Here is a 26,021-nt window from a genome sequence, read left to right on the forward strand (position 1 = left end):
GGTGCCGGGCAGCGGACCCGGCGCGGCGCCGTCGTCAGCCTATGACGACGGCGCCGCGCGGTGAAGGGCTGCGCCGAGCAGCTACATGCCGAGGAGCTGCTCGACCGGGCCGATGCCGAAGAAGAGCAGGAACGCCGCCGCGACGGCCCACATGAGCGGGTGGATCTCCTTGGCGCGGCCCTGGAAGGCGCGCACGAGGACGTAGGAGATGAAGCCTGCGCCGAGGCCGTTGGCAATGGAGTACGTGAACGGCATGAGGCCGATCGTGAGGAACGCGGGGATCGCGATCCCGATGTCGTGCCAGTCGATCTTGGCGACCTGCTGGAACATGAGGAAGCCCACGACGACGAGCGCCGGCGCCACCGCCTCGAACGGCACGAGGTTGATGAGCGGGGTCAGGAACATCGCCAGGATCAGGAGCGCGCCGGTGACGACCGAGGCGAGGCCCGTGCGGGCACCCTCGCCGATGCCCGCGCCGGACTCGACGAAGATCTGGTTCGACGAGATCGACGAGCCGCCGCCCGCGATCGCACCGAAAGCGTCGACGAGGAGGACGCGGTCGACGTTGGGGATCTGTCCGTCCTTGCCCATCGTCCCGGCCTCCCGGGCGAGCCCGACCATGGTGCCCATCGCGTCGAAGAAGATGCTCAGGAGAATCACGAAGGCCATGAGCAGGGCAGCCAGGGTGCCGAGGTGCGCGAAGGCGCCGAAGGGATTCGCCTGTCCGATGAGGCTCAGGTCGACCGGTGAGACATCGCCGAGGCCCGGCACGACGAGGGACCATCCGGCCGGATTCGGCGCCTTGCCCGGCGCCACGGACGGGCCGATGTGGAACAGCTGCTCGAGGATGTTCGCGAGCAGGGTTGCGGCGAGGATGCCGATGAGCAGGGCTCCGCGGACCTTGCGGACCATGAGCGCGATGGTCAGGACTAGCCCGACGACGAACACCAGTGTGGGCCAGCCCAGCAGCTTGCCGCCCGCCCCCAGCCCGAGGGGAACGGTCGTCCCTGCCGCGTCCGGGATGCGGCGGACGAAGCCCGCGTTGACGAGGCCGATCAGGGCGATGAAGACGCCGATGCCCACGACGATGGCGGTCTTGAGGCCTTCCGGGACGGCGCGGAACACAGCGGTCCGGAACCCGGTCAGCACGAGGATGAACATCACCACACCGGCAACGACGACGAGCCCCATGACGTCGGGCCAGGTCACGCCCGGGTTGGTCGCGACGGTCACCGCGACGAAGGCGTTGACGCCCAGCCCCGTCGCGAGCGCGAACGGGTGCTTGGCCCACACGCCCATGGCGATCGTGAGGAGGCCTGCGACGAGCGCCGTCGCGGCGGCCACGCGCGGGATGCCGAGCGTGTTCCCGGCCGAGTCCGCGCCGGAGAGGATGAGGGGGTTGAGGACCACGATGTAGCTCATCGCGAAGAACGTGGCGAGGCCGCCGCGGATCTCGCGCGCAACCGACGAGCCGCGCTCGCTGATCTTGAAGTAACGGTCCACTGCGGATGTCGTTGCCGTAGCCGTTGCCATGGGCACTCCTGTGGGGCGGTGATGGGGGTGATTCGAAGGCGGCGACGCAGCCGGCCGGGGACAATCCTACTCGTGAGTTGCGGCCCGGTTGTTCTACACAACGTCGAAACCTAGGCTGGTGAGATGCACATCATCCCCTCCTTCCCCCGGCTGCGCGCTGCCGCCCGGGCGGCGGTCGCGCCCGTGCTGGCTGCGTTCGCGCTCGCGGCGCTCGTCCTTGTGGCCACCCCGGCGCCGGCCCTCGCACACGATGCTCTCGAGGGTTCCTCCCCGGCCTCCGGTGCCACGGCGGCGACCGCCCCGGGGGAGATCCGCCTCGACTTCTCCGAGAGGCCTCTGGGCGTGGGCGCCGAGGTCAGGGTCACCGACCCGTCCGGCACGTCCTGGTCCGACGGCTCCCCGGAGGTCGTCGACCGCAGCCTTCACCAGAAGCTGCGCGCGGGCGCGCCGGCAGGGCAGTACACCGTGGTGTGGCGCGTCGTGAGCTCCGATTCGCACCCCATCGAGGGAACGTTCGCCTACACAGTGGCACAGGGAAGCACGACGCCGGCCGCGGTGTCTGGGGCGTCCTCCTCGCCGTCCGCCGCGGGGCCGGGGATCCAGGCTTCGCAGCCGGGCACCGTCGAGACGCCCGCGCCGGCCCCCGCGGCGCAGAACGACTTCCCGTGGATGATCGTCGTGTTCGCCGTGGTGGCCGTGGGCCTGCTGGCCGCGCTGGGCGTCGGGGCCCGGCGACGCCTCGCCCGGGGCGACGAGGAGAACGACGAGGTCAGCGAGGACCGCGGGGCCTGAGCCCCGCCCCTCCACGCGTTCTCAGGCGTGCTGCAAGCCGGCCCCGAGCCGGGCGGCCGCGTCCGCGCCGACCGACTTGGCCTGGCGCAGCACCTCGCGGGCGCTGAGCGCCTCCAAGTCGGTGACGCCGATGAGGTACAGGCCGATCTCGGCGAGCCCGGCCATCAGGTGCTCGCCGAGGGAGTAGCCGAGGTCGGCGAGGAACCGGCGCAGCTGGTTGTGGGCGCACCGGGTGAGGATCACCGCGTCGGCGAGCACCACGCCGTCGTCCGTGCGCACCGCCCACTGCACCGGCGCGCCCGGCTCCGGGGACTCGACCAGCGCGAGGTGCCGGGCGGGGACGTGGTGGCGCACGTCGAGCCGGTGGCTTGCGGCGTACTTGCGGAGGTGCCGAAGCACCTCGAGGTACTCGGCGGACTCGGCGCTCGAGAGGTCTGCGACGCGCAGGGCCGAGGTGGCCGTGCTGGGGGAGGAGGACTCGAGGCCGTCCACGGTGACCGTCTCGATCCCGAGGCGGCTGAGCTCGGCGGCGACCGCGAGGCCCGACAGCCCGGTGCCGATCACGACGGCGCTCGTGTGCTCGGGATGCCCGTCAGTGGCCCCTCCGCCCGGTTGGCCGTCGGGGTAGAACGGCTGAACACCTGGACGCGGCGAAACCGACACGGGCTGATCCTCCCCGGGCAGGACAGAGTGGAATGGAAGCTGCGCGCCCGTCTCCCCCGGACTGCTCGCAACGCATGCCGTCGGGGCGCCCGTGAGGGCTCCGGTCGGCGACAACGAGTTGAACCTTACAGAAGATCCGCGTCGATGGGTAGACGGATGTCAGGCAGGTTCGAGGGGCCCTCGGAGGGGCCTCCGGGATGCCGGCGTGGAGGGTTGACCACCCTTGAAAACCAGCGGAGATTGAGTGTGAGAGGGGCGTGTTAGGCTCGCAGCGAGTCGAGGAGGAAGCCATGGCAGACCAGCTCCACCCGCAGGATGGCGCGGCCGGAAGGGACTCCGCCGAGTCGGATCTCCCCACCGGGATCGTCGTGGGCGTGGACGGCTCCGAGCACGGGCACTGCGCACTCATGTGGGCCGCTGCAGAGGCGAAGCGCCGTCGGCGCCCCCTGCACGTCGTGACCGCCTACAGCGTCCCCCTCTTCGCCGCGTCGGGCCTCGACGGAGGCTACGCGAGCTTCGACGACACCGTGATCCGTGACGGTGCCGAGGCCGTCCTGAAGGAGGCCGTCGAGAAGCTCGGCGAGGTCGACGGCGTTGAGGTCACCTCCTCCGTCGAATCCGGCGACGCGTCCGGCGTCCTCCTCGAGTTCTCCAAGGCCGCCGAGCTCCTCGTGTTCGGAACCCGGGGCCGCGGCGGCTTCGTGGGCAGGCTCCTCGGGTCTGTCTCCAGCGCCCTCCCGGCCCACGCCGCCTGCCCGACCGTGACCGTCCCGCTGCGCTTCGCCGAGAGGATCGGCGAGGAGATCGAGGACAGGCACCTCAAGGCCGAGCAGGCCAAGGAGGGCCACGCGTCCCTCGAACATGTGGTCGCTGTTGGCGTCGACGGCTCGGACCAGGCCCGGGTCGCCGTCCTGGTCGCGGCGGAGGAGGCCATGATGATGGGCGTGCCCCTGCGGGTTGTGTGCGCGGTTCCGCAGTTCAGCGGCAGCCTGGCGTGGGTCCCGGCGCCCGTGGACCGGGAGCAGCTGTTCGAGGACATCCGTGCCCAGCTCAAGGCCGGCGTCGCGTGGCTCCAGAGCCACTTCCCTGATCTCGAGGTGCAGACGAGCCTTCTCGACGGGGCCCCGGTGGATGTCCTGGTCGAGGTCTCCCGCACCGTCGAGTTGCTCGTCCTGGGAACCCGCGGCCGCGGGGGCTTCACCGGCATGCTGCTCGGCTCGACCTCGGACGGCGTGCTGCACCACGCGAAGGGCCCTGTCATGGTGGTCCCGGACCACGCCGACGAGCGGCTCGCCGACCGGGCCAGTTTCGGCCCGATGCTCGCCCCCTGACGCAACTCTTCTGTTGCAGCGCGGGACCACACATGCAAACATGTGCATGTGTCTATGTCATTGCGTGCCGCCCAGCCCGGCGCGGCCTGCTGCTCGCCGCTGTCCGGCGAGCCGCTGTCCGAAGCCGAGGCGGAGAAGGCGGCGCCGGCGCTCAAGGCGCTCGGCGACCCCGTCCGGCTCAGGCTCATGTCCCTCATCGCCGCCCACGAGGACGGCGAAGCCTGCGTGTGCGACCTCAACGAGGCCTTCGAGCTCTCGCAGCCGACCATCAGCCGCCACCTGAAGATCCTCCACGACGCCGGCCTCCTCGAGCGCGAGAAGCGCGGAGTATGGGTCTACTACCGCGCCCGCACTGAAGCGCTCGGCGGCGTGGCGGCCCTCATCTCGGGTTCCGCCACGTGACCCGTGAGACGGTGCGCCGCGCGGCCGCCGAGTCTGTCGGCACCGCCTTCCTGGTCCTTGCCGTAGTCGGCTCCGGGATCATGGCCTCGAGGCTGTCCCCAGCGGACACCGGGCTGGCGCTGCTGGAGAACAGCATCGCCACCGGCGCTGCGCTCGTGGCCCTGATCATTGCGCTCCAGCCTGTCTCGGCGTCCTTCAACCCGGTGGTGACCCTCGTCGAACGGGCCCTCGGCCTGATCGACACGACGACGGCGGCAGCCCTCATCGCCGCCCAGATCTTCGGCGGCTTGGCAGGCACGGTTCTGGCGAACCTCATGTTCGGCCTCGACGCCGTGTCCCTGTCCGGCCACGAGCGCTCGGGTCTGGGGCTGTGGCTGGGTGAGGCCGTGGCAACCGTCGGCCTGCTGCTCATCGTGTTCGGCACGGTCCGCTCGGGGCGCGCCGACCGGGTGGCGTTCGCCGTCGGCGGCTATATCGCCGCGGCGTACTGGTTCACGAGTTCGACCAGCTTCGCCAACCCCGCTGTCACCATCGCACGGTCCATCACGGACACGTTCGCCGGGATCGCTCCCGCCTCGGTGCCCGGCTTCGTCGTCGCGCAGCTGGCGGGCGGCGTCCTCGGCTTCCTGCTCGTCCGGCTCCTCTACCCCTCCCTGACCGGCGCTGCTGATGCAGCCGATCGAAAGGTCCTCTCATGAGCGACAAGCCCTCAGTCCTCTTCGTGTGCGTCCACAATGCCGGCCGCTCCCAGATGGCCGCGGCGTACCTCAGCCGCCTCTCATCGGGCCGGGTCGAGGTGCGCTCCGCCGGATCCGAACCTGCGGAGCAGGTCAACCCCGCGGCGGTGGAGGCGATGCTGGAGGAGGGCATCGACATCCGTGACGAGCAGCCGAAGATCCTCACCACTGAGGCGGTCAAGGCCTCGGACGTCGTGATCACCATGGGCTGTGGCGACACCTGCCCCATCTTCCCGGGCAAGCGCTACGAGGACTGGGAGCTCGAGGACCCCGCAGGCAAGGGCGTCGACTCCGTGCGCCCCATCCGCGACGACATCCGCGGCCGCGTCGAGGCCCTCATCGCCGAGCTCCTGCCTGCGGGCGCGTGATGGCCGCCGCCGCTGAGGGACAGGCCGGGATGACCCGCGCCGACCATCCCGTCGCCGTCATCGGGGCAGGACCTGTCGGCCTCGCCGCAGCCGCCCACCTCCTCGAACGCGGGCTCGAAGTGCTCGTGCTCGAGGCTGGCCCCAGCGTCGGCTCCTCGATCCGAGCGTGGGGGCACGTGAGGCTCTTCTCCACCTGGCGCTACAACCTCGATCCGGCCTCGGTGCGCCTGCTCGAGAAGCACGGCTGGGAGGCCCCGCGACCCACCGCGCTGCCCTACGGCTCCCAAATCGTCGCCGACTACCTCGAGCCCCTTGCGGCGACGCCCGAACTGTCCAGCCGGATCCGCACCCGGCACCGCGTTCTCGCGGTCACCCGTCAGGACAGCGACAAGGGTGCGGGCATCGGACGCGACCAGACGCCCTTCCTCCTGCGGGTGCAGAGGCCGGACGGCTCCATCGCCGACCTTCTGGCGCGCGCTGTGATCGACGCGTCCGGGACGTGGGAAACGCCGGCCCCGCTGGGCTCCTCGGGCCTACCCGCCCTCGGCGAGCAGGAGGCCGTCCAGGCCCGGCTCATCACGGCTCCGCTTCCCGATGTCTCCGCGGGTGGCTTCGCGCGACGGCGAGTGCTCGTCGTGGGCGGGGGCCATTCCGCGGCGAACAGCGTCCTCGCGCTCTCCCGGCTCGCCCAGACGAATCCGGGCACCGAGGTCCTGTGGGCCATCCGCGCCGAGACCCCCGGCAGGGCCTACGGCGGTGGATCTGCGGACGGGCTTCCCGCGCGGGGCCAGATCGGTGCCCGGCTCCGAACCATGGTCGAGTCCGGCGCCGTGCAACTTGTCACCGGCTTCCTGACCGAGCGGATCGAGATCCTCGAGGGGGAACGACTGCGCGTCCACGCGGCCGACGGCCGGACCCTCGACGCCGATCGGCTCATTCCCGCCACGGGGTTCCGGCCCGACCTGTCGATCCTGTCCGAGGTGCGCCTCGACCTCGACCCCGCCGTGGACGCGCCCCGGCGGCTCGGTCCCCTGATCGACCCGGACTTCCACAGCTGCGGGACCGTCGAGCCCCACGGGGCCGGGGTCCTCGCGCACCCGGAGAAGGACTTCTACATCGTGGGCATGAAGTCCTACGGGCGGGCGCCGACCTTCCTCATGGCCACGGGCTACGAGCAGGTGCGCTCCATCGCTGCCGCGCTTGCCGGGGACCATGTCGCCGCCGGCGCCGTCCAGCTGGAGCTGCCCGCCACGGGCGTGTGCTCCGGCGTCGGCTCGGATGGCATCGCCGAGGAATCGCTTCTCGGAACCTCCTGCTGCAGCACCCCCGAGAAGACGCCCGTCGTGATCGGCGTCCCGACCGGGCTGGCGCACGGGCGCTCGTCCTAGGCTAGGCGTGCTGCTCCGGCTCGTGCTCCCGGTGCGAGGCGGGCTCGAGCTGGAACGTGCAGTGCTCCGTGTCGAAGTGCTCTCCGAGGCATTGGGCGAGGCGGTCGAGGACCAGGTCGACCCCATCCGCGTCGAGCACCTCGTCCTCGACCACCACGTGTGCTGAGAACACCGGCACGCCGGAGGTGATGGTCCACGCGTGGATGTCGTGCACGTCGACGACGCCCGCCGCGGAGAGGATGTGCTCGCGAATGCTCTGCACGCTCACCCCCTTCGGGCTGGCCTCGAGGAGCACGTCCACCACGTCGCGCAGGAGGCCCCAGGCGCGCGGCACGATGAGCACGGCGATGAGCAGCGACGCCACCGCATCGGCCTGGACCCAGCCCGTGGTGATGATGACGACGGCGGCCGCGATGACTGCGACCGACCCCAGCAGGTCCCCGAGCACCTCGAGATAGGCACCCCGCACGTTGAGGCTCTCCCGGTGGGCGCCGTGCAGGATCAGGAGCCCGGCGAGATTCGCGACGGCGCCGAGGGCCGCGCCGGCGAGCATCGTCGTCGTCTGCACCTCGTGGCCGCCGCCGAACCGCTGGAGGGCCTCGAGGCAGATGACGACCGCGACGACCATGAGCGCGAGCGCGTTGGCCAGTGCGGCGAGCACCTCGGCGCGCTGGTAGCCGAAGGTCCGCTGGTCGGTCGGGGGCAGGGTCGCGACCCAGGCGGCCGTGAGCGCTATGCCAAGCCCGGCGGCGTCGGAGAACATGTGGCCGGCGTCCGCGAGGAGCGCGAGCGATCCCGAGAGGAAGCCCGCGAACAGCTGGACGACGACGACGGACAGCGTGATGGCCAGGACCAGCAGCAGACGACGGCGGTGCCTGCCCGTCGCTGTCGCCCCACCGTGGTCGTGGGCGTGCGTGTGGCCCATGTCAGCCCCAGCCCAGCTCGTGGAGGCGGTCGTCGGCGACCCCGAAGTGGTGGGCGAGCTCGTGGACGACCGTCACCAGGATCTCCTCGATGACCTCCTCACGGGAGGAGCAGGCCTCCAGGATCGACTCGCGGAACACGGTGATGCGGTCGGGCAGCGACCCGGCGGCGTACCACTCGCCGCGCTCAGTCAGGGGCGTGCCCTCGTAGAGGCCCAGCAGGACGGTATCCGGGTCCTCGTGCGCCCGCGGGGCGTAGCGGTCCTCGATGAAGACGGCGACGTTGTCCATGTGCTCTGCGATCCGCCGCGGAATGCGGTCGAGTGCCGCGTCCACGGCGGCCTCGAACTCGTCCTCGCTCATCCACGCCGTGCCCATGCCGCCCACTCTAGCGATTTGTGCCGTATGACAGCCCCGCCCTATAGTTTGATGGTCTGGCTGGCCCCCATCGTCTAGTGGCCTAGGACACCGCCCTTTCACGGCGGCGACACGGGTTCGAATCCCGTTGGGGGTACGCATGAGCGGATTTTGAGTGGTCCGAAAGGGTCTGCTAGGATCTAAGTCTTGTGAGCGGGGTTCGCACCGCAAACAACAAGGCCCTGTAGCGCAGTTGGTTAGCGCGCCGCCCTGTCACGGCGGAGGTCGCGGGTTCAAGTCCCGTCAGGGTCGCTTCGGCGACATGACTCCGGTCAGGTTGTCTTTCGATGAGTAATCATCGAGGCTCTGTAGCTCAGTTGGTAGAGCGTTCGACTGAAAATCGAAAGGTCACCGGATCGACGCCGGTCGGAGCCACCACGAAGAAGGCCCCCGCGTGATGCGGGGGCCTTTTCGCGTATCCGGGCGGTACCAAGCAGGCGCTACATCTCCACCGAGTCCGTCCGCTCGGGCCTGGCGTCGATCAGTTCCATGAGGTGCCGCACCTGCTCGGGAAGGGACTCGTCGGTGTACCGCGCGCTGAACGGCGCAGCGCCCAGTCCCTCGACGAAGATCTCGTACAGCTGCGAATCCGGCTGCCGCGCCGCCGTCGGGGCAGGGGACTCGCGCTGCCCTTCCGGGGCCCGGACCTCGTGGTGCGGCGCGGGGAGGTCCTGCAGCCCCGCGCGCTGCACCTCGCCGACGAGGTCTTCGGCCACGGGATCGGGCAGGGCTGCGGTGTCCAGCTCAGTGCGGGTGACGATCCCGGAGATTCCCCCGCCGCGGCGAATCGTGAGCTTCACGTGAGGACGCCGACCCCCTTCCATGCATCGCTGACGGCCTTCTGCTCGGGCTGCCCGAAGAGCTGCCCCGCGACGTCGACCGTGGCGTTCGCGGCGTCCTCGAACTGCGCGGTCTGGTGCAGACGCCTGGTCAGAGTCTCGTACCAGATCTTCCCCGTGACCTCCCAGGCGTTCCCGCCGATCGTCGTCGCCGCCAAGTAGAAGGCGTGGTTGGGGATCCCCGAGTTGATATGGACGCCGCCGTTGTCGTGGTGGGGATCCTCATCGTCAGGAAGGTCCACATAGTCCTTCATGTGCGCGGGCTGCCGGTCTCCGGACCATGCCGTGCCGGGCTTGCTCATCGAGCGCAGCGCCGTGCCGAGCGTGGGCACGAGTGTCCCCTCGCCGATGAGCCAGTCGGCCTTGTCCGCTGTCTGCTTGAGGCTGTACTGCTTGACGAGCGAGCCGAAGACGTCCGAGAACGACTCGTTCAGCGCCCCGGACTGCTTGCTGTAGGCGAGGCCCGCCGTGAACTGGGTGACGCCGTGCGTGAGCTCGTGCCCGATGACATCGAGCGCGCGGGTGAGGGCGCCCGTCTGGAAGATCCGCCCGCTGCCGTCGCCGTAGACCATCTGAGTGCCGTCCCACATGGCGTTGTCGTACCCGGTGCTGAAGTGGACGCTCGAGACCAGTTCGAGGCCCTCGTCGTCGACCGAGTTGCGCCCGTACACGTTCCGGTAGAACTCATAGGTGGTGTTGCTGCCGTCGTACGCCTGGTTGACGGCGACGTCGGCGACCGCAGGCTCGCCCGCTCCGCGCATGCGGACGCCGGGGAGGAAGGACCTGCCCTTGTTCTTCGCGTCGTATACCGTCAGGCGGCTGCCGGGCGTCACCCCGAATCCGATCATCGGCCCGACCTTGAGGTCGAGCTGCCGTATCAGGTGGCCCATGACGCTGCGCTGCGAATGGATGGCGGCTGTGGTTGTCAGCGCGCGGACCGCCGCCTCGCGCTCGGGGAGTTCGCCATGGACGGCGACGTACGCCAGGAGGTCTGGCGGCGCGATGGAGCACAGTGCTCGTCTGGTGGTCTTCAACACGGTGGCCCCCTGAAGGATCGGCTCGAGGTTCGGCTGGGCGGCGAGAAGCGTAGCGCCCAGGGCGTTACTGCGGCGTTATCGCCGGAACCAGGCCTCCTTCCTCACGGCCCTCGGCCCATCCCGCCATGAATTCCTCACTGCCGCGCAGCGGGCCGAGATGCCTCTCCGCAAGAATCGCGTCGAACGGATGCTGCGCCACTCCGAGGCCGTGGCGCACGACGCCGGCCCTCGCCTCGAGTGCCCCGGCCCGTCGCGCGTCGTGGGCGGACGCCGCGGCGTGGGCCATTCCGGAGAGGGTCTCTGCGAGGCCCCACTGGTCGGCGGCGTCGGTCTCGGCCGCGAGGCTCTCCTCGAGCAGGCGCTCAGCGGAGGCAAGTTCGCCGGTCAGGAGGCGCACGGCGGCGAGATGCCTGAGCGCGCGCGCCCGGTAGGTTTCGTCGCCGAGCCCGGCGAACAGGTCCCGCGCTTCGGCGAAGCGCCGGGCCGCGGCGTCGAGCCATCCCGTGTGCGTCAGGCCGGCGCCGTCGTTGAGCGTCGAGACCGCGAGGATCCACGGGTCAGCGGGGACGAGGCGGCGCGCCGCCGCCAGAGCCTCGGCAAGGAGGTGCGCCGCGTCCGGAAGCCTGCGGTCGGCGAGGGCGAGCATGCCCCTGAGCGTGAGCGCACTGCGCTGTTCGACCGTGTCTTCGCTCCCTTCGGCAAGCCGCGCGAGCTCTGCAGCATGGACGCGCGCCTCAGCCCAGTCGCCCTGGTGGTACGCGAGCCAGCCAGCGCCCCAGCGGGCGCGCGCGGCGAGGGAGGGATCGGCGTCGCGCACGGCCGCGCCCTGCGTGGCGGCAAGCGCCGCACGGAACCATGCGCGCCCCTCGGAGAACCCGCCCTGCCAGAGCCAGAACATCCACAGGGCGGTCGCGAGGCGGAGCGCGTCGGTCCCGCGCCGTGAGTCCTCGAAGTGCCGGAAGGCGAGCCGCAGGTTCCCGAGGTCCGCCGCGGCCTCTCGGTGCGCCTCCCGCTGGCCGGCGTGGCGCATGGCGCCGGCCGAAGCCTCGGCTCCGGCGAGGAACCAGTCCGCGTGCCGGTCCCGCGCCTCGCCGAGCGCGCCGGCAGCCGCGAGCCGCGCGGACCCGAACTCGCGTACGGCGTCCAGCATCCGGTAGCGGCCATGGGCCGCGGCCGGGTCGGGGACGAAGGCTAGGCTCTGGTCGACGAGTGCGCTGACCGCAGGCAGGGGGTCGCGGCCCAGCGCGGCGGCGGCGCCGGCGAGAGTCCAGCCGTCGAAGACGGACAGGTGCGCGAGCGCTTCCCGCCCCGCGTCGTCGAGGAGCCCGGAGCTCCATGCAACGGTCGCCTCGAGCGTGCGGTGCCGCTCGTCGTCGTCCACCGGTCCGCCGGTGAGGACGCCCAGCTGGGCGCTCAGCCGGTCCCGCAGGTCGGCGAGTTGGAGGTGGGCTACGCGCGCGGCGGCGAGCTCCAGTGCGAGCGGGATGCGCTGGACGCACTCGCAGATGTCCGCGATCAGGGGCTCGGCCGCCGAGAGGTCCACGCCGGGCCTGACCGTGGCCGCCCGCGCGCGGAACAGCTGGGCCGCGGCCGCCGCGTCCAGCGGCCCGACACGCACGAGCCGCTCGGCGACCAGCCGCAGGGGCGAACGGCTGGTCGCCAGGAACACCACGCCCGGGCACCTGCGCAGGGCCTCGGACAGGATCGCCGCAGCCTCGAGGACGCCCTCGAACGTGTCGCACACGACGAGCATCCGGCGCGTCCCAATAGCCTCGCACACCAGGTCCGCCACCGTCCCGTGGGCCGGGTTGGCGCCGACCGCCGTGGCGACCGCGAGCCCTGCTGCCTGCGTGTCCCGGCACCCGGCGAGCTGCACGAACGCTGCACCCTCCGGGAACGACGCCGCGCACGCGGCCGCCGCTGCGAGCGCCAGCCGCGTCTTCCCGACCCCGCCGGGGCCAGTGAGGGTCACGAGCCGGGCATCGGGCCCGGTGAGGAGGCCGACCAGACCAGCGAGGTCAGACTCGCGCCCCACGAGCGCGGACGCTGGCCGGGGCAAGGGCACGAGCGTGCTCACGGAGCCTTGTGACGCCGGGACCCCGTGGGCCACGGCGGCGAAGCGCTCCCGGTCAGGGCCGGTGAGGCCGAGCGCCTCGGCGAGCCGCGCCGTCGTGCCCGGGTAGAGGCGCGTGCGCAGCCCCCGCTCGGTGTCGCTCACCGCGCGGACGCTCAGTCCTGCGCGCTGGGCGAGGCCCTCTTGGGTGAGGCCGGCCGCCGTCCGGAGCCGCCGCAGCGCGGCACCGACGCCGCCGTCGGCGACCCTTGCGCTCCCTTCCACGCCACAAGGGTAGGCCCCCGCCTGCGCGGCCGACAGGGACGCCACCGTCCAGCGGCCCCCGCGGAAGTCGGTGGGCGGGTCGGTGGGTTCCCGTCGTGGTCCCGGATCCTCAGTGCGCGCACGCTGAGAGCACATCGACCTGAAGGAGGACACCATGTCAACCGAGACGTCGCGCGGCCTCGTGGAGCGCTTCTACCGTGAGGTGCTCAACGGGCGCAGGCTCGAGGTGATCGACGAGATCGCGGCCGAGGACTACTCCGAGCACGATCCGCTGCCGGGCCAGGGCGAGGGCCGTTCGGGGCTGCGGGACCGCGTCTCGATGCTCGTCGCCGCGCTCGATCCCAGCTTCACGGTGGAGGACGTCATCGCGGAGGGCGACCGCATCGTGGTCCGCTGGCGCAACCGGGGAACCCAGGTGGAGCCGTTCGCGGGCCTGCCGGCGAGCGGGAAGCCGTTCGATATCGCCGGCATCGACATCTACCGGGTGGCCGGCGGCCTGCTCGCCGAGCACTGGCACGTGGTGGACCAGCTCGCGATGCTGATGCAGCTGGGATTCGTGCCGGCGCCCGCGGCGGCTGCCCCATGAACCCTCCGCAGACGACGGCGTCGCCCGGCCCCGGGCACGCGACGCCCGCCGTCCTGTCCGCCGCTGCCCACCGTCGTCTCGGCAGCCTCGCGCCCGAGCTGGTCCTGCTGCGCCGGCGCTTCCACGCACACCCCGAGCTCGGCTTCGCCGAGCACGCCACGGCCGCGCTCGTCGCCCGGCGCCTCGACGGACTCGGGCTCGCTGTCCGGGCCGGAGTGGGCGGCACGGGGGTGGTCGGGGACCTGCACGGCGTCCGTCCGGGCCCGCGGGTGCTGGTGCGCGCCGAGTTGGACGCGGTCCCCGTCCGCGAGACGAGTGGACTTCCGTTCGCTGCGGACACCCCGGCAGCCGCGCCGGCGGGCCACCTGTGCGGGCACGACGTTCATCTCGCGGCGCTCATCGGCGTCGCTGCCGTCCTCAGCGGACTCCGCGAAGATCTCGCCGGCTCGTTCCGGTTCTGCCTCCAGCCGGCCGAGGAGCTCCTTGCGGGCGCGGCGGCGATGGTCGCGGAAGGGGTGCTCGACGGCGTCGACCTTGCCCTCGGCGCGCACGTCCTTTCCGGTCTCCCGTTCGGGACCGTCTCCGTCAACGCCGGAACGGTGCTCTCCGGCGCCGACTTCTTCCACCTGACCGTGAGGGGCGGGGGTGGCCACGCCGGAACGCCGGGCCAGTTCGCCGATGCCGTCCTGGCCGCGGCCCACGTGGCGACCGCGCTCCAGGCCCTCGTCGCCCGGGAAACCCCGGTCGGGGAAACGCTCGTGGTGGGCCTCGGCTCGATCCGCGGCGGCAATTCGGCGAATGCGGCTCCCGAGGAGGTCGTGGTCCTCGGGAACCTCCGCTGGTTCGACCCAGGGGTCGCGGACCGCGCGCGACGCCGGGTGGCCGAGATCGCTGCTGGGGTCGCCGGCGCGCTGGGGTGCTCCACGGGCCTGAAGTGGACGGGCCACGCGCCCTTGCTGGCCAACGATCCCGCCCTGGCCGCTGCCGCGGGCGGTGCGATCGCCGCGGAGCGGGTGGCCGCCGTCGTGCATGCCCCGCCGCTCACGGCGAGCGACGACTTCGCCGAGTTCTCCTCCCGCGTCCCCGGACTGTTCCTCGGCGTCGGCTGCGGCGGCCCTGATGCCGCGCCGCACCACCACCCGCGGTTCACTGTTGACGAGCGGGCAGTCCTGCTGACTGCGCGCGTGCTGGCCAGTGCCACTCTGGCGCTGTCGCAGGCTGCGCGGTAATGGGGCTCGCGCGACCCATCCCTTCCCTGAGACCATGGGGTGCATGGTGCGACGCGCAGCGTCCTCCCCGCCCCTCGTCCGGGCTCGCGCCGAGCCTCATTCCGGCGCCCGGTGGGCGGCTGCCAGGGTTCTGTTCATAGGGTTGGTCGGGGCCATTGCGGCCGCGGCCTTGGTGCTTGTCGTCCTGGCACCGCTGGCTGCCTTGGTCCTCGCGGCCGTGATCCTCATCGCGGCAGCCTCATGGAGATCGCCCGCCCGCCGCTCACGCGGCGTCCTCCTGATGCCCCTCGCCGCGACGTGGGGTGCAGCGGCCATGGTGGTCCTCGGGATCGGTTCGCTGGCCGTCCAGTCCTTCCTGTCGGGTGGCCTCGGCCCGAGCCCCAACTCGCGCCAAGGGGGAGAGAGCTCGGCCGCCCCCTCGATCCCGTCCGCCATTCCGGGCCCCACAGCGGGCGCGACACCCACGCCTCCCGTGGCCAGCTCCAGTCCCTCACCAGTCCCGGCGACGGGGGACACCCAGACGCCCCCGCCGGCCGGGGCTGCAGGTCCCCCTGCAGCGGTTCCGGCCGCTCCGGCTCCCGCGTTCGTGCCTACGTGGCCGCAGGTTGCTCCGCTCGCGCCCCTTCCTCGCACCTCACCCCAGCCCCTCACGCTCCGGGCTCCGGCGTCGGCTGCGGCGTTGCCGTCGGCGCTGGCGCCAGCCCTGGCTCCTGTGCCAGCCCCAGCGCCAGCCCAGGCTCCTGTTCCCGCCGCCGCCCCCGCCGCGACCCCGGCTGGACAGGCCACCCCTCCTGTCGCGCCCGCCCCTGCGGCGTCGCCCGCCACCGCCCCCCGAGGGAAGGGCCCGGGCCAGAACTGCGCAGGCGGTGTGGCTCCATGGGCTCCTCCCGCCTTTGCCGGACGGCCAGTCTGCAGCGCCCCACCCTGCGATGACCGGGGCGCATCAGGCCATCCGCCCGTGCCGGCTCCGCCCGAGTGCGCGAGCCGCTGACTCCTTGGGAGGCGGACGCTCGGGCCTGGGACCATAGCCCGATAACAGCCCCGTAACGCGCCGCACCCCTAGGATGGCGGCATGATCACGCTGTCCGAGGTCGGCGCCCACGTCTCCCCCGAGACCGGCACGCCCGGGAGGGCCGACTTCGGCGTGTACCTGCCCGGCATCACCTTCGACAAGGGGTACCGGGTCCGCGCCAAGGTGATCCACGAGGCGGACCAGTTCGTCCGCGGGATCGAACCGGTGGCCGTGTGGCTCAGCTGGATGAAGGGCACTGAGTATGACCTGTGGACGGGAGGGCTCTCCCTCTCCGCCGCGGCCGACCAGCAGCCCGGGACCCACTTCGGTTGGCCCGGACGCTACCTCTACAGGTACGAGCTGCTCCGCGAACCCGGCGGCATCCCGGGGGTTGCGGCCGTCCGGTTCGCGGACCCCTTCGGCAGGGACGCCGGGCTGGGCACCCTCTCGTCCTTCACGGCGCCTGCTCCCGCACCCTTCGCCTGGACCGACGGCGCGCACACCCCGCCATCCGTGGACGAGATGGTGGTCTACGAGCTGAACGTGCGCGAGTTCAACCAGGACTTCGACGGCGTCGTGACCCAGCTCGACTACCTGCGCGGGCTCGGGGTGAACGTCCTCGAGCTCATGCCCGTGACGAATGTCGGTGAGGACGTCGAATGGGGCTACACCCCCTTGGGCTACTTCTGCCCGGACGACCGCTTCGGCGGGTCGGCCGGGCTCAAGCGGCTCGTTGACGCGTGCCACGCGAAGGGGATGGCGGTCATCCTCGACGCCGTGTATGCCCACTCGCACCCGGACTTCGCGTATAACACGGTCTACGACTCCACCGGGGAGCCCAACCCGATGATGGGCCCCTTCGCGGGAGAGTTCTTCCCGCACCGCCCCGGCAGCGACTTCACGAAGGCATTCACCGCGCAGTACTTCACGGCGCTCAACAGGTTTTGGCTCGACGAGTACCACGTGGACGGCTTCCGCTACGACTACGTTCCCGGCTACTACGACGGGAACCCTGCCGGTCCCGGCTACCCCGCGCTCGCGTACGAGACCTACGAGTACTCGCGGACCCTTCCGCGCTTCCAGACCGCCTCCGGCGCCAGCTCGGTCATCCAGTGCTCCGAGAACCTCGACGACCCGATCGGGATGCTCTCACAGACCTACACGAACACGTGCTGGCAGAACCGGCTCATGGACGCCGCGCGCGGGATGGCCCGCGGCGGCTACGTCAGCGAGGACTTCGCGCACCTCCTCGACCCGGCGTTCGTCGGCTACCCGGACCGCTACAGCAATCCCGCCTCGGGCGAGACGTTCCCGGTCGCCCCGTTCCAGTACCTCGAGACCCATGACCACCAGCGCTTCCTGAACGAGTTCGGCAGGGCGCTCGCCCCGGATCTCCTCGAGCAGCCCTTCGGCGACCGCACGAAGTTCTACAAGACGCAGCCCTACGCCATCGGCCTGTTCACCGGGAAGGGCATCCCGTTCCTCTTCCAGGGGCAGGAGTTCGGCGAGAATTGGGGCCTGCCCGAGGACGGGATCGGGCGGAACCTCTTCGAGCGCCCACTGCACTGGGACTACTTCTACGACCCGCCGGGCAAGGCGCTCGTGCGCCTCTACCGCATCCTGGGCTCCCTGCGGAACGCCAGCCGCGCCCTCCGCGCCCGCGGCGACTTCTACTACTACTCGCGCCCGGACCACCTCAGCGCGAAGGTGCTCGCCTTCCGCCGCCATGCACCCGCCGACGGCGCCGCCCCACCGGAGGACTTCGCCGTCGCCCTCAATTTCGGCGACGCGCCCGCCACGGTTTGGCTCCCGCTGCAGGCCGCCGGCGACTGGCGCGAGCAGATCGACGGCGCGATGCTCCTGCACACGCTGCACGACGGCGACGAGGCGCTCGTGACCATCCCGCCGAACTACGGGCTCGTGTTCCGCAGGCTCTGACTGCTACTCCTCGATTACTCCTCGATGACATCCGCGATGGCCCGCAGGAGCCGCGCCACCCTCGTCGCGCGGTGCTCCGCGGCTCCCGCGGCCGCGGCGAGCGTCGCCTCGAGGGCCGCCACCTCGGCGTCGTCCGCGCGCTTCCCGACCGCGGTCAGCGTTCCCGCGCCGCCGGACGCCCCGCCGACGCCGGACGGCCCGGCAGGCTCCGGCGTTGCCGCTGGTCCCAGGAAGGTGCGGCCGAAGAGCGCCTTCTCGCCGTTGATCTTCGGGTGCTGCCGGTCCCCGAATCCGTCGACGACCCGCCCCAGGAACTGCTCATTGGTGAGCTTCCCGATCGCGTCGGCGAGCAGGGGCGAGGCCTTCGAGGTGAAGTCCCCGTGCCCCGCCGTCTCGTAGGCGAGCTCGGTGGGCTGGCAGGCGCTGAACAGGAGTTCCCGGTGGGGCTTCTGCTGCCCGTCCACGGGCCCACCAGGCGACGGCGCAGGCCCCCGGGATCCCGTGGCCGACGTGTAGCCGCGGCGCGCCCGGAACGCCTCGCGGTCGGCCTCGGACAGGACGATCCGCCGCGGAAGGCGCCGCAGCGTCGTCTCCTGCTCAAGCTCGGCCTGGGAGAGGATGCGGCGCTGCCCGTCGCCCGAATGGCACGAGTCGAAGAACAGCGTGAGAGCCACCCCTTCGGGGAGCTGGTCCCAGATGAGCCCGAGGTCGTCGTCGATGATGAGCTCGCCGGCGCGGAAGTCCACGGGGCAGAGCGCCTCGTCCTCCATATTGCCGCCCTGCCCGCTCGCCGCCTCGTCGCCGTCGAGGTCCGGCGCCGTCGTGCCGTGGCCCGCGTACTGGACCACGAGCGTGTCCCCGGGGGCGCTGGTCGAGACGAGCTCGAGCATCCTCAGCAGGACTTCCGACCGGGTCGCCTGCGCGTCGGCGAGGAGGTGCACGGCGAATCCGGCCTTCTCGAGTTCGGTGGCCCATGCCCCGGCGTCCGCGACGCAGCCCGAGAGCTGGTCGGCCCCGTCGGGGTAGGCGTTGATGCCGACGCACAGCGCCTTTCGCGTGGCCGAGTGCGGCCAGGTGGGGGCGGGGACGTCGCGGGGCTGGGTCGGCCAGAGCGGCTCCACGGCGCGCGGCAGCGGGAAGGGGGTGACGTCTTTGCGGTCCACGATGCGCCGCAGGACGCTCTCCATGGTGGCAGGGTCGTCGTCGAAGGCGCCGTGGCTCGTGGCGTCGCTGCTGCTGTACGGGCCGCTGTCCGCGACCGACCACACCACCTGGGCCGACGACGGCGAGTCCGGTTCGCCGAACCAGTCGCGCAGGTCCGGGTCGCTCCGCACCGAGTCCTGGAGGCCGAGGATGGGGTCGCCGATCCTCGGCTCGAACGCGGCCCGGACCAGATACAGCAGGCTCTTGCCGTAGACGCGCACGCAGTTGTCGGCGCGCTCGCGGTCATCGGTCATGGTGAACATCGAGAGCTGGCCGATCGACTGGTCCACCTCGTCCTTGACCTTCTCCTTGAAGAGGTCCGTGCGGACGGCGGGCGCCAGGAAGCTCACCGTCTCGAAGCGGTCCACGCCGGCTTTCACCGCGGCGGGGATGAAGTACGAGTGGAAGATCGAGCCTGCGCTGTGTCCCACGGCGTGGACAGTGAGCGCGCCGCGGTGCTCGTTCATGAAGGACCCCAGCGCGTCGGCGAAGACCGAGGCGCCGCCGCCGGCGCTCGCGGCCTCGGCGTACTCCTTCATCTCCCCCCAGACGCGTTCGCCCTGCCCGAACCGTGCGGCGAGCTCGACGATGCGGTCCTTGAAGTCGCCGGGTCCGCGGCTGCCGCCCAGCCATCCGGCGAGGGCGTCGGCGAGGGACGTCACGAGCCCGGTCTCCCACACAAAGTAGATGGGGTAGACGCCGTTCTCCTTCCACCATGGGATGCGCGACGCTGCGGCCCGCAGCCCGGCGGCCTCCGTGACGAGTCCGCCGTGGGCGTTGACCATGAGCGGCACCGGTCCGCTGCGTCCGGCGAGGAAGGCCGGCAGATGGGTCGCGAAGATCGCCTCCACATCCGCCGCCGTCGAGAAGTACTCGCCCTCTCCGTCCGGACCGTCGGCCAGCTGGCCCCGGCGGAGGTTGATGACGTGCGGCTTGAGCGCGGCGAGCTCCTCGTCGCTGAGCCCAGAGCCGCGGGGTGCGCTGGGGGTGGCTGGGATCGTCATGGCGGTGTCCTTCTGCTGGGTGGAGCCTCGGGAGGGGTGGGACGGCGGTGGGGCGCACGACGGCGCCCGGCGGCTAGGGCGAGAATTCCACCGTGGCGAGGGGGTGGGCATAGGCGGTGTAGGCGAGCCACGAGGCGTCCCCCTCGGCGCGGGCCTTCTGCCGGGCGGCCTTGACCGCCTCGCAGACCGTCTTCCCGCTGCGCAGTGCGGAGTAGAACGTCTCGGCGAACGCGAGTGCGGGCCGGTCGCCGACGCTCCACATGCACCCCACGAACGCCCCTGCGCCCCCGGCGAGGAACGCCGACGCGAACGCGTCTGCACCCGTGCGGGCGCCCTGCGCGAGCCCGCACGCGTTGAGCACCACGACGGGCCCCGGCTCGGCCTTCGGGTCCGGCCGGCGTCGGGGGAAGTCCGCGGTGAGCGAGGACGCGGGGTAGGCCGGAAGCGCGGCAACCCCAGCCTCGGCGACCGCGGCCAGGAGCAGCCGCTGCCCCTCGGCGTCGGACGCCCCGTGTCCCGCGAAGTGGAGGAGGTCGAACCCGCCCGCGCGCAGGAGCGACGAGAGGGAGGCAGCGTCGCCGGGCTCGATGGCGCTGGCACCGAGCGTGGAGAGGAACTCCGCCTCCCGGACCGTCTGGGTGAGGGCGAGCTCGCCCGTGTAGGAGGGGCACAGGTAGCGGCAGCGTCCTGCGCGGGCGCGGAGGCGGTGCGGGTGGACTACGCTGTACGCCCACCGGCCAAGGCCCGTCTCACCGAGGTAGCGCGGTGCCGAGGGCTCCCCGAGCTGTGCGAGCTCCCAGGGCACGGAGGCCTCGGTGCTCAGCAGCGCCAGCGCGTCGATCTGCTCCCAGGCCCACGTCAGGTCTGCGACCAGGTCCGCCGGAAGCAGCGCGTCGGCGAGCTCGGTTCCGAGCTGGGCGAGCCGCGACGCGAACCCGTCGGTGCCCCCGGCATCCCTCCATGAGTCGTCGATGCGCGCGAAGAGCGCGTCGAGGAAGGCGGCCTTGGACATCGCGGGGGCGCTCTCGTAGTGCCTCGGGAGCCCGTCGCCCAGCTCCAGGTCGAACTCGAACCTCCATGAGTCGCCGAAGACGTCCTCGTCGATCCGCAGCACCGGCGTTCCCGCCATCCTCGGATCGGGAGCGGTGGTCCAGGCATCGGCCTCCGCGGGCGGCGGGTCGGCGGGGGGCGCGTCGGTCACCTCGACGACGAGGGTCACCTCGGCGAGCGAGTACACCGAGGTCCCCTGCTTGACCACCACCGTCGCCTCGGCAGGCCCCGGCGCGCCGGCGATGACCTCGAAGGCGCGTTCGACGACCTCGGCCTCCTCGGGGAAGGGGACGTCGTCGAACCGGTCCGGCGTGCCGGGGACCACCTGGAGGTTCCGCCGGTGCAGCTTGAGACGCAGCGGCTCGCCCGGCACAGCCGCGAGCAGCGGCCGCGCGGCATGGGCGCTGTCCGGCAGCGCCGTGAGCTCGGTGCGGGAGATCCGGACCGTGACCGTTGCCCGCGCCTCGGGCCGGAGCGTCGACGGCATGTCGGCTGCGACCCACGCGGGCACGTGCGGCGGCGAGGCGGAACGGCTGCGTGGGAGCGTCACCACCCCCGGCGACGGGCGGGTGGCGCCGTTCGGCGGAGGGACCACCGCGGCGCCGTCGGGGAGGGGCGCGGGGGCGGCGGGGAGAGGGCCCATCCGCCCAGAGGCAGGGGCCTTGGCGAGCACCTCGGGCCGGACGGCCAGCAGCAGGAGCCGCGTGCCGCCGTCGTGCTTCCCGAGGCGGATCCGGAACACGCCCACGGCCGGCTCCCCGAAGCCATGGTCGATCTGGGCACTGACGAGCTCCGGCGTTCCGCCGGGCCGCAGCACCACGAGCACGAGTGAGCTGTCGGGGAACGGTGCGGCCACCGTGGCGCTGCCGGGACCGGGGGCCGCGGGGGCGAGGAGGACGAAGGCCTCGGCGAGACGGACGGGGACATCCGGGAAGAGGTCGAGGACCTCGGGCGGGAGGGGTTCTGGCGGGATGCGCTCCACGCGCCACCCGCCGGACGCCGACGCGTCCGCCAGAGGCTCAGCTGGGCCGTTAACCACGGCAGTTCCTCCTCGCACTGCTCGATCAGCCCCCAGCAGGCTGCCGAAAAGTATCGGCAGCGCCATGCTGACACAGGCGGCGGCCACCCGAAAGGGGCGGAATGCCCGCAGCGCGCGATGCGGGCGCCTCGCCCGTGCTGCCGCCGATTTCCGCGCGCCTGCCGTACTAAGGTAGAGCCGTAAGCGTCCTCACACGGGACGGCTGCCATTCACTGCCGCGACGGCTGCTGCCGCCCGGCGAGCGAGGGAGGCGCGGTGAGCCAGGAGCCAGAAGTCCGGTACGGCATGGTGCACGGCGCAGCCGCGGAGGCCGCGCTTCCGGTGGGGGCCTCAGGCCGCACCGTGATCCACGAGGCGGCCGTCGCCAAGGTCGCGGCCGCCGCCGCCCGGGACGTACCCGGCGTCCACTCGCTCGGCACCGCGCCTTCGCGGGCCCTCGGGGCCATCCGGGATGCCGTCGGCCAGACCGACCATGTCTCCGGCGTTCGCGCTGAGGTGGGACAGACCCAGGCGGCCGTCGACGTCACGCTTGTCGCGGCCTACGGCGTGCCGCTGCAGTCGCTCGCCGACAGGGTGAGGGCTGCGGTGTACCGGGCCGTCGAGGAGCTCACGGGCCTCGCGGTCATCGAAGTCAACGTCGAGATCGCGGACGTCTTCATCGGAGAGCCGAGGGTGGGCACCAAGCCTTCCGGAATCGAGGTGCAGTGAACCTGGTCGTGGTCGGCATGGGCTTCGGGGCGTTCCTCGCCTACATGTCCTTCCAGTTCGGCGTGGGGGGCTTCCTCGGGTCGCTCGTGTTCCTCGTCGTCGGCGCGGTCCTCGGGCGCGCCGCCGAGGGAAGGGTCGACCTCCGCCGTGTGTGGGAGGCGCTGACCGGGCGGCGATCCTCCTCGTGAGCATGGAAGCCTCGCCCGGCGCCCCTCAGCCAGGAGTGCCGGCACCGCCCGCCCATCCGCCGGCCTCGCATCCGCTCGCCGGCCACAACCGCGTGAGCACCCAGGCCCTGACCCGGCTCGCCCAGGCAGCCGCCGGGGCCGCGCTCGGCGTGGAGCCCACCGATGTGCGGGCCGACTGGTCGGACGACGCCGGCCTCCTCGCCCTCCGCATCGTCGCCCCCATCGCCATCCCGCACCTTGCGCTGGTCGACGGGCCCGAGGACCTTCTCCCGTGGGGCGGGAGCGTGTGGGAGCGTGCGGCCCGGGCGAAGGGACGGATCCTCGAGTCGGTGACGTCGCTGAGCGGGGCGATGCTGAGCCGCGTCGACATCCGCATCTCCGGTGTCCGTGTGGGCAGCCCGGTACTGCTCGAGGCGGCCGGCCATGGCTGACCATGGCACGCTCGAGAAGCGCGAGGCGCCGCACGGGCTGGACCGCGCGGTCCAGCGCGAGGTGACCTCGTCGAGGGCCTACCTGGTGGGCCTCGTCGCGCTCGCGGTCGCGGCGCTGTGCGCGTACCTCCTCCTCGAGACGACCCTCCAGGCCCTCGGCCAGCACGAGTGGCTCGTCAACCCTGAGGCGGCGGCCCGTGCCGTCGCGGCCCTTCCCAACGGCACGAACCGCGCGCTCCTCGGCCTCTTCGGCGCCGTCGTGGCCATGGCCGGCCTGGCCCTCGTCATCCTCGCGGCCCGCCCCGGCCGTCGCGGACGGCGCGAGCTGCCGGGCGGGCGCATCGCCGTCGTGGTCGACGACGAGGTGCTCGCCTCCGCGCTTGCGCGCCGGGCCCGCGCCGCCGCGGTCGTGCGGCCGGAGCAGGTGAGCGTGGTGGTTTCCGCGGGGGAGGCTGTGGTCAACGTCCGGCCCACCTCGGGGATCCCCGTACGGGCCGAGGACGTCCTGGCAGCGACCGAGGACGAACTCGGCCGGCTGGGGCCACGGCCGTACCCGCAGCTCCGGGTCCGCGTCGAGGGGAGCGGGGTGGTCGGCGCATGAACGGCACGCCGCGGACGCTGAACCGCGTGCTCATCGCGGTCTTCGGGCTTCTGGTCTTTGCGACGGGGGCCCTGATGCTCCTGCTCGCCGCCATGCCAGCCTTCGCGCAGTGGTGGCAGTCCTGGGCGCCGGACGCCGCCGTGCGGGCGGGCGCGGCCTTCGAGGCCACGCACTTCCCGGGCACGCGGGTGTCGTGGCTCTGGCTCATCGCCGCCGCGCTCGCAGTCCTCATCGTGCTGCTCATGGTCTGGTGGGTTTCGCAGCAGGGGACCGGCCGCCGTGACCTGATTGCCGCCACGGCGCCCGACGGCGGCACAGGCCCGGGCGGGCAGCTCGCCGAGGGCGAGGTGCCCGGCATGGTGGGCATCGCCGCCGCTGCCGTCGACCAGGCCCTGCGCGGGGTCCTCGCCGAGCGCAAGGACGTGCTCAGCACGGCCGTCGCGGCAGTCGAGTTCGAGGGGCGGACGGCGCTGCGCATCCGCACAGTGGCGCGGCAGGGCGCGGACCCGGGCGCCATTGCTGCCGAGGTCGAACAGCTCGTCCGGTGCCTGGACCTCGTGATGGGAACCGCCGTCCCGGTGCTCCTCCACGTCACCTCCGGCGCGCGCGCCCGCTTCAGCCGCGCCGAACGCGTCCGGTGACCGGCCCGAACGCCGAGAAGGCGAAGGACCTCGCGGGGGAGGCGGCCGAGAAGGCCAAGGAGTTCGCCGAGGACGCGGTCGAGAACGTCCGGGACCTGGCGTCTGAGGCCGCCCAGAACGTCAGGGAACTCGCCGCCGACATCGCTCGGAACGTGAAGGGGCGCAAGGCCGAATAGGGCTCTCGTGAGGGGATGGTCACAGAGAGGACACGAAATGCGTAAGCGCTTGCACTGCCGTGTTGCCGTTGCCTAGTGTGAGGTCCACCACAACACCCTTTTGGGGCGCCACCAGGGCCGCCTCACAGACACGGGAGTCGAGCATGAGAAACCGCAAGTTCTCGAGGTATGCCCCTCCATTGGCCGTCGCAGGCGTCTTGGCGCTGGCCCTCTCCGCCTGTGGCGGCGGAGGCGGCGGCGGAACCTCCGGCGGAGGGCAGAGCAGTGGCGGCCTGAGTGGCGACGCCGCGAACAACCTCGACGGGCGCGGACCCATCACCTACGTCCAGGGCAAGGACAACTCGAACGTCGTCCGTCCGCTCGTCGACAAGTGGAACGCAGCCCACCCGAACGAGAAGGTCACGTTCAAGGAGCAGTCGGACCAGGCCGACCAGCAGCACGACGACCTCGTGCAGCACTTCCAGGCCAAGGACGCGAACTACGACGTCGTCGATGTCGACGTCGTCTGGACCGCCGAGTTCGCCGCGAAGGGCTGGCTCCAGCCGCTCAAGGACAAGACGACGATCGACACCTCGGCCATGCTCCCGGCGACCGTCAAGACGGCGACCTACGGCGGCACCCTGTACGCCGCGCCGCAGACCTCCGACGGCGGCCTCCTGTACTACCGCAAGGATCTCGTGCCCAACCCGCCCAAGACGTGGGACGAGATGATGGGCATGTGCTCGATCGCGAAGCAGAACAACATCGGCTGCTACGCGGGCCAGTTCCAGAAGTACGAGGGCCTCACTGTCAACGCGTCTGAGGCGATCAACTCGTTCGGCGGCAAGATCGTCGACGACCAGGGCAAGGCCGCGGTCAACTCCCCGGAGGCGAAGACCGGTCTGGGCAAGCTCGTCGATGCCTTCAAGAGCGGGAACATCCCGCAGGAGGCCATCACCTACCAGGAGGAGCAGGGCCGGACGGCGTTCCAGGACGGCAAGCTCATGTTCCTTCGCAACTGGCCCTACGTCTACAACATCGTGAACAAGACCGACGGCTCCTCCAAGGTCGCCGACAAGTTCGGCATCGCCCCGCTTCCGGGCAAGGACGGGCCGGGTGCGTCGTCGCTCGGCGGCCACAACATCGCGATGAGCGTCTACTCGAAGAACAAGGCGACCGCCCTCGACTTCATGAAGTTCATGACCAGCGAGGAGACGGAGAAGTTCTACGCGACGCAGGGCTCGCTGGCGCCGGTGCTCGGCAGCCTGTACACGGACAAGGACCTGACGGCCAAGCTCGCGTACCTGCCGGTGCTCAAGACGTCCATCGAGAACGCTGTGCCGCGTCCGGTCACGCCGTACTACCCGGCCGTGACCAAGGCGGTGCAGGACAACGCCTACTCCGCCCTGAAGGGGGAGAAGTCGGTCGACCAAGCGCTGTCCGACATGCAGTCGGCCATCGACGCGGC

Annotated in this window: 25 protein-coding genes and 3 tRNA genes; 19 read left to right on the forward strand and 9 right to left on the reverse strand. The window is 71.8% G+C overall.

Annotated features, from left to right (window positions below; genetic code table 11):
- Nucleotides 1-81 precede the first annotated feature (81 nt).
- A complete protein-coding gene (locus tag ABD298_RS00180; RefSeq protein WP_344297322.1) occupies nt 82-1,533 on the reverse strand; it encodes an NCS2 family permease in 1,452 nt (483 codons plus the stop codon).
- Nucleotides 1,534-1,656: 123 nt separating this feature from the next.
- On the opposite strand from ABD298_RS00180, the gene ABD298_RS00185 reads away from it, so the two are divergent.
- A complete protein-coding gene (locus ABD298_RS00185; RefSeq protein ID WP_344297324.1) occupies nt 1,657-2,325 on the forward strand; it encodes a copper resistance CopC family protein in 669 nt (222 codons plus the stop codon).
- 21 nt (nt 2,326-2,346) lie between these two features.
- Here ABD298_RS00185 and ABD298_RS00190 read toward each other — a convergent pair whose 3' ends face one another.
- A complete protein-coding gene (locus tag ABD298_RS00190; RefSeq protein WP_344297326.1) occupies nt 2,347-2,988 on the reverse strand; it encodes an FAD-dependent monooxygenase in 642 nt (213 codons plus the stop codon).
- Between the two features lie 290 nt (nt 2,989-3,278).
- On the opposite strand from ABD298_RS00190, the gene ABD298_RS00195 reads away from it, so the two are divergent.
- The 5 genes from ABD298_RS00195 to ABD298_RS00215 are packed head-to-tail and all read left to right on the forward strand — an operon-like array spanning nt 3,279 to nt 7,214.
- Nucleotides 3,279-4,319 carry a universal stress protein gene (locus tag ABD298_RS00195; RefSeq protein ID WP_208711349.1) on the forward strand — a complete coding sequence of 347 codons (1,041 nt, stop codon included), beginning with the start codon at nt 3,279-3,281 and terminating at the stop codon, nt 4,317-4,319.
- Between the two features lie 54 nt (nt 4,320-4,373).
- On the forward strand, nt 4,374-4,721 hold the full coding sequence (locus tag ABD298_RS00200) for an ArsR/SmtB family transcription factor (protein WP_344297329.1): 348 nt from the start codon (nt 4,374-4,376) through the stop codon (nt 4,719-4,721).
- Nucleotides 4,718-5,419 carry an aquaporin gene (locus ABD298_RS00205; RefSeq protein ID WP_344297331.1) on the forward strand — a complete coding sequence of 234 codons (702 nt, stop codon included), beginning with the start codon at nt 4,718-4,720 and terminating at the stop codon, nt 5,417-5,419. The genes ABD298_RS00200 and ABD298_RS00205 overlap by 4 nt, the downstream gene beginning before the upstream one ends.
- Nucleotides 5,416-5,826 carry an arsenate reductase ArsC gene (locus ABD298_RS00210; protein ID WP_344297333.1) on the forward strand — a complete coding sequence of 137 codons (411 nt, stop codon included), beginning with the start codon at nt 5,416-5,418 and terminating at the stop codon, nt 5,824-5,826. Before ABD298_RS00205 ends, ABD298_RS00210 begins: the two co-directional genes overlap by 4 nt.
- 29 nt (nt 5,827-5,855) lie before the next feature.
- A complete protein-coding gene (locus tag ABD298_RS00215) occupies nt 5,856-7,214 on the forward strand; it encodes an FAD-dependent oxidoreductase (protein WP_344297335.1) in 1,359 nt (452 codons plus the stop codon).
- 1 nt (nt 7,215) lies between these two features.
- On the opposite strand, the gene ABD298_RS00220 is transcribed toward ABD298_RS00215, so the two are convergent.
- Together ABD298_RS00220 and ABD298_RS00225 are read right to left on the reverse strand one after the other, a co-directional pair.
- The gene (locus tag ABD298_RS00220) at nt 7,216-8,139 is read right to left on the reverse strand and encodes a cation diffusion facilitator family transporter (RefSeq protein WP_344297337.1); all 924 of its coding nucleotides are present in this window, start codon (nt 8,137-8,139) and stop codon (nt 7,216-7,218) included.
- Nucleotide 8,140: 1 nt separating this feature from the next.
- A complete protein-coding gene (locus ABD298_RS00225; protein ID WP_344297339.1) occupies nt 8,141-8,515 on the reverse strand; it encodes a metallopeptidase family protein in 375 nt (124 codons plus the stop codon).
- A gap of 63 nt (nt 8,516-8,578) precedes the next feature.
- Between ABD298_RS00225 and ABD298_RS00230 the strand changes: the two genes are divergently transcribed.
- From ABD298_RS00230 to ABD298_RS00240, 3 genes are all read left to right on the forward strand, one after another.
- A tRNA-Glu gene (locus ABD298_RS00230) sits at nt 8,579-8,651 on the forward strand.
- 81 nt (nt 8,652-8,732) lie between these two features.
- Nucleotides 8,733-8,806 (forward strand) — tRNA-Asp (locus ABD298_RS00235).
- Between the two features lie 50 nt (nt 8,807-8,856).
- Nucleotides 8,857-8,932, forward strand: a tRNA-Phe gene (locus tag ABD298_RS00240).
- 62 nt (nt 8,933-8,994) lie between these two features.
- Here ABD298_RS00240 and ABD298_RS00245 read toward each other — a convergent pair.
- The 3 genes from ABD298_RS00245 to ABD298_RS00255 all read right to left on the reverse strand — a co-directional run bounded on the left by ABD298_RS00245 (nt 8,995) and on the right by ABD298_RS00255 (nt 12,768).
- Nucleotides 8,995-9,354, reverse strand: coding sequence for a protealysin inhibitor emfourin (locus tag ABD298_RS00245; RefSeq protein ID WP_344297341.1), 360 nt, complete (start codon nt 9,352-9,354; stop codon nt 8,995-8,997).
- The gene (locus ABD298_RS00250) at nt 9,351-10,430 is read right to left on the reverse strand and encodes a M4 family metallopeptidase (RefSeq protein WP_344297343.1); all 1,080 of its coding nucleotides are present in this window, start codon (nt 10,428-10,430) and stop codon (nt 9,351-9,353) included. Before ABD298_RS00250 ends, ABD298_RS00245 begins: the two co-directional genes overlap by 4 nt.
- A 64-nt stretch (nt 10,431-10,494) precedes the next feature.
- Nucleotides 10,495-12,768, reverse strand: coding sequence for an ATP-binding protein (locus ABD298_RS00255; protein ID WP_344297345.1), 2,274 nt, complete (start codon nt 12,766-12,768; stop codon nt 10,495-10,497).
- Between the two features lie 154 nt (nt 12,769-12,922).
- Here ABD298_RS00255 and ABD298_RS00260 point away from each other — a divergent pair, with 154 nt between their 5' ends.
- The 3 genes from ABD298_RS00260 to ABD298_RS00270 all read left to right on the forward strand — a co-directional run bounded on the left by ABD298_RS00260 (nt 12,923) and on the right by ABD298_RS00270 (nt 17,533).
- Nucleotides 12,923-13,354: an ester cyclase gene (locus ABD298_RS00260; RefSeq protein WP_344297347.1), complete on the forward strand. Its 432-nt coding sequence runs from the start codon at nt 12,923-12,925 to the stop codon at nt 13,352-13,354.
- On the forward strand, nt 13,351-14,583 hold the full coding sequence (locus tag ABD298_RS00265; RefSeq protein ID WP_344297349.1) for a M20 metallopeptidase family protein: 1,233 nt from the start codon (nt 13,351-13,353) through the stop codon (nt 14,581-14,583). The genes ABD298_RS00260 and ABD298_RS00265 overlap by 4 nt, the downstream gene beginning before the upstream one ends.
- A 1,072-nt stretch (nt 14,584-15,655) precedes the next feature.
- A complete protein-coding gene (locus ABD298_RS00270) occupies nt 15,656-17,533 on the forward strand; it encodes an alpha-amylase family glycosyl hydrolase (RefSeq protein ID WP_344297351.1) in 1,878 nt (625 codons plus the stop codon).
- A 14-nt stretch (nt 17,534-17,547) separates the two neighbouring features.
- Here the strand turns inward: ABD298_RS00270 and ABD298_RS00275 are convergent, their stop codons facing one another.
- Entirely contained in the window at nt 17,548-19,740 is a 2,193-nt protein-coding gene (locus ABD298_RS00275; RefSeq protein WP_344297353.1) for a caspase family protein, read from the reverse strand.
- A gap of 73 nt (nt 19,741-19,813) precedes the next feature.
- On the reverse strand, nt 19,814-21,829 hold the full coding sequence (locus tag ABD298_RS00280) for a CHAT domain-containing protein (protein WP_344297355.1): 2,016 nt from the start codon (nt 21,827-21,829) through the stop codon (nt 19,814-19,816).
- A gap of 285 nt (nt 21,830-22,114) precedes the next feature.
- Between ABD298_RS00280 and ABD298_RS00285 the strand changes: the two genes are divergently transcribed.
- The 7 genes from ABD298_RS00285 to ABD298_RS00315 form a co-directional block, all read left to right on the forward strand.
- Nucleotides 22,115-22,537 carry an Asp23/Gls24 family envelope stress response protein gene (locus ABD298_RS00285; protein WP_344297570.1) on the forward strand — a complete coding sequence of 141 codons (423 nt, stop codon included), beginning with the start codon at nt 22,115-22,117 and terminating at the stop codon, nt 22,535-22,537.
- Nucleotides 22,534-22,725, forward strand: coding sequence for a hypothetical protein (locus tag ABD298_RS00290; RefSeq protein WP_208711358.1), 192 nt, complete (start codon nt 22,534-22,536; stop codon nt 22,723-22,725). The genes ABD298_RS00285 and ABD298_RS00290 overlap by 4 nt, the downstream gene beginning before the upstream one ends.
- Before the next feature lie 2 nt (nt 22,726-22,727).
- Nucleotides 22,728-23,156 carry a hypothetical protein gene (locus ABD298_RS00295; protein WP_344297357.1) on the forward strand — a complete coding sequence of 143 codons (429 nt, stop codon included), beginning with the start codon at nt 22,728-22,730 and terminating at the stop codon, nt 23,154-23,156.
- A complete protein-coding gene (locus tag ABD298_RS00300) occupies nt 23,149-23,757 on the forward strand; it encodes a hypothetical protein (RefSeq protein WP_344297359.1) in 609 nt (202 codons plus the stop codon). The genes ABD298_RS00295 and ABD298_RS00300 overlap by 8 nt, the downstream gene beginning before the upstream one ends.
- Nucleotides 23,754-24,398 carry an Asp23/Gls24 family envelope stress response protein gene (locus tag ABD298_RS00305; protein WP_344297361.1) on the forward strand — a complete coding sequence of 215 codons (645 nt, stop codon included), beginning with the start codon at nt 23,754-23,756 and terminating at the stop codon, nt 24,396-24,398. The genes ABD298_RS00300 and ABD298_RS00305 overlap by 4 nt, the downstream gene beginning before the upstream one ends.
- Nucleotides 24,395-24,574, forward strand: a complete 180-nt coding sequence (locus tag ABD298_RS00310; protein ID WP_344297363.1) for a hypothetical protein — start codon at nt 24,395-24,397, stop codon at nt 24,572-24,574. The genes ABD298_RS00305 and ABD298_RS00310 overlap by 4 nt, the downstream gene beginning before the upstream one ends.
- A gap of 143 nt (nt 24,575-24,717) precedes the next feature.
- The coding region (locus ABD298_RS00315) for an ABC transporter substrate-binding protein (protein ID WP_425564264.1) at nt 24,718-26,021 on the forward strand (1,304 nt) is incomplete at its 3' end.

The sequence above is a fragment of the Sinomonas flava genome (genome assembly GCF_039531875.1).
GTDB lineage: Bacteria > Actinomycetota > Actinomycetes > Actinomycetales > Micrococcaceae > Sinomonas > Sinomonas flava.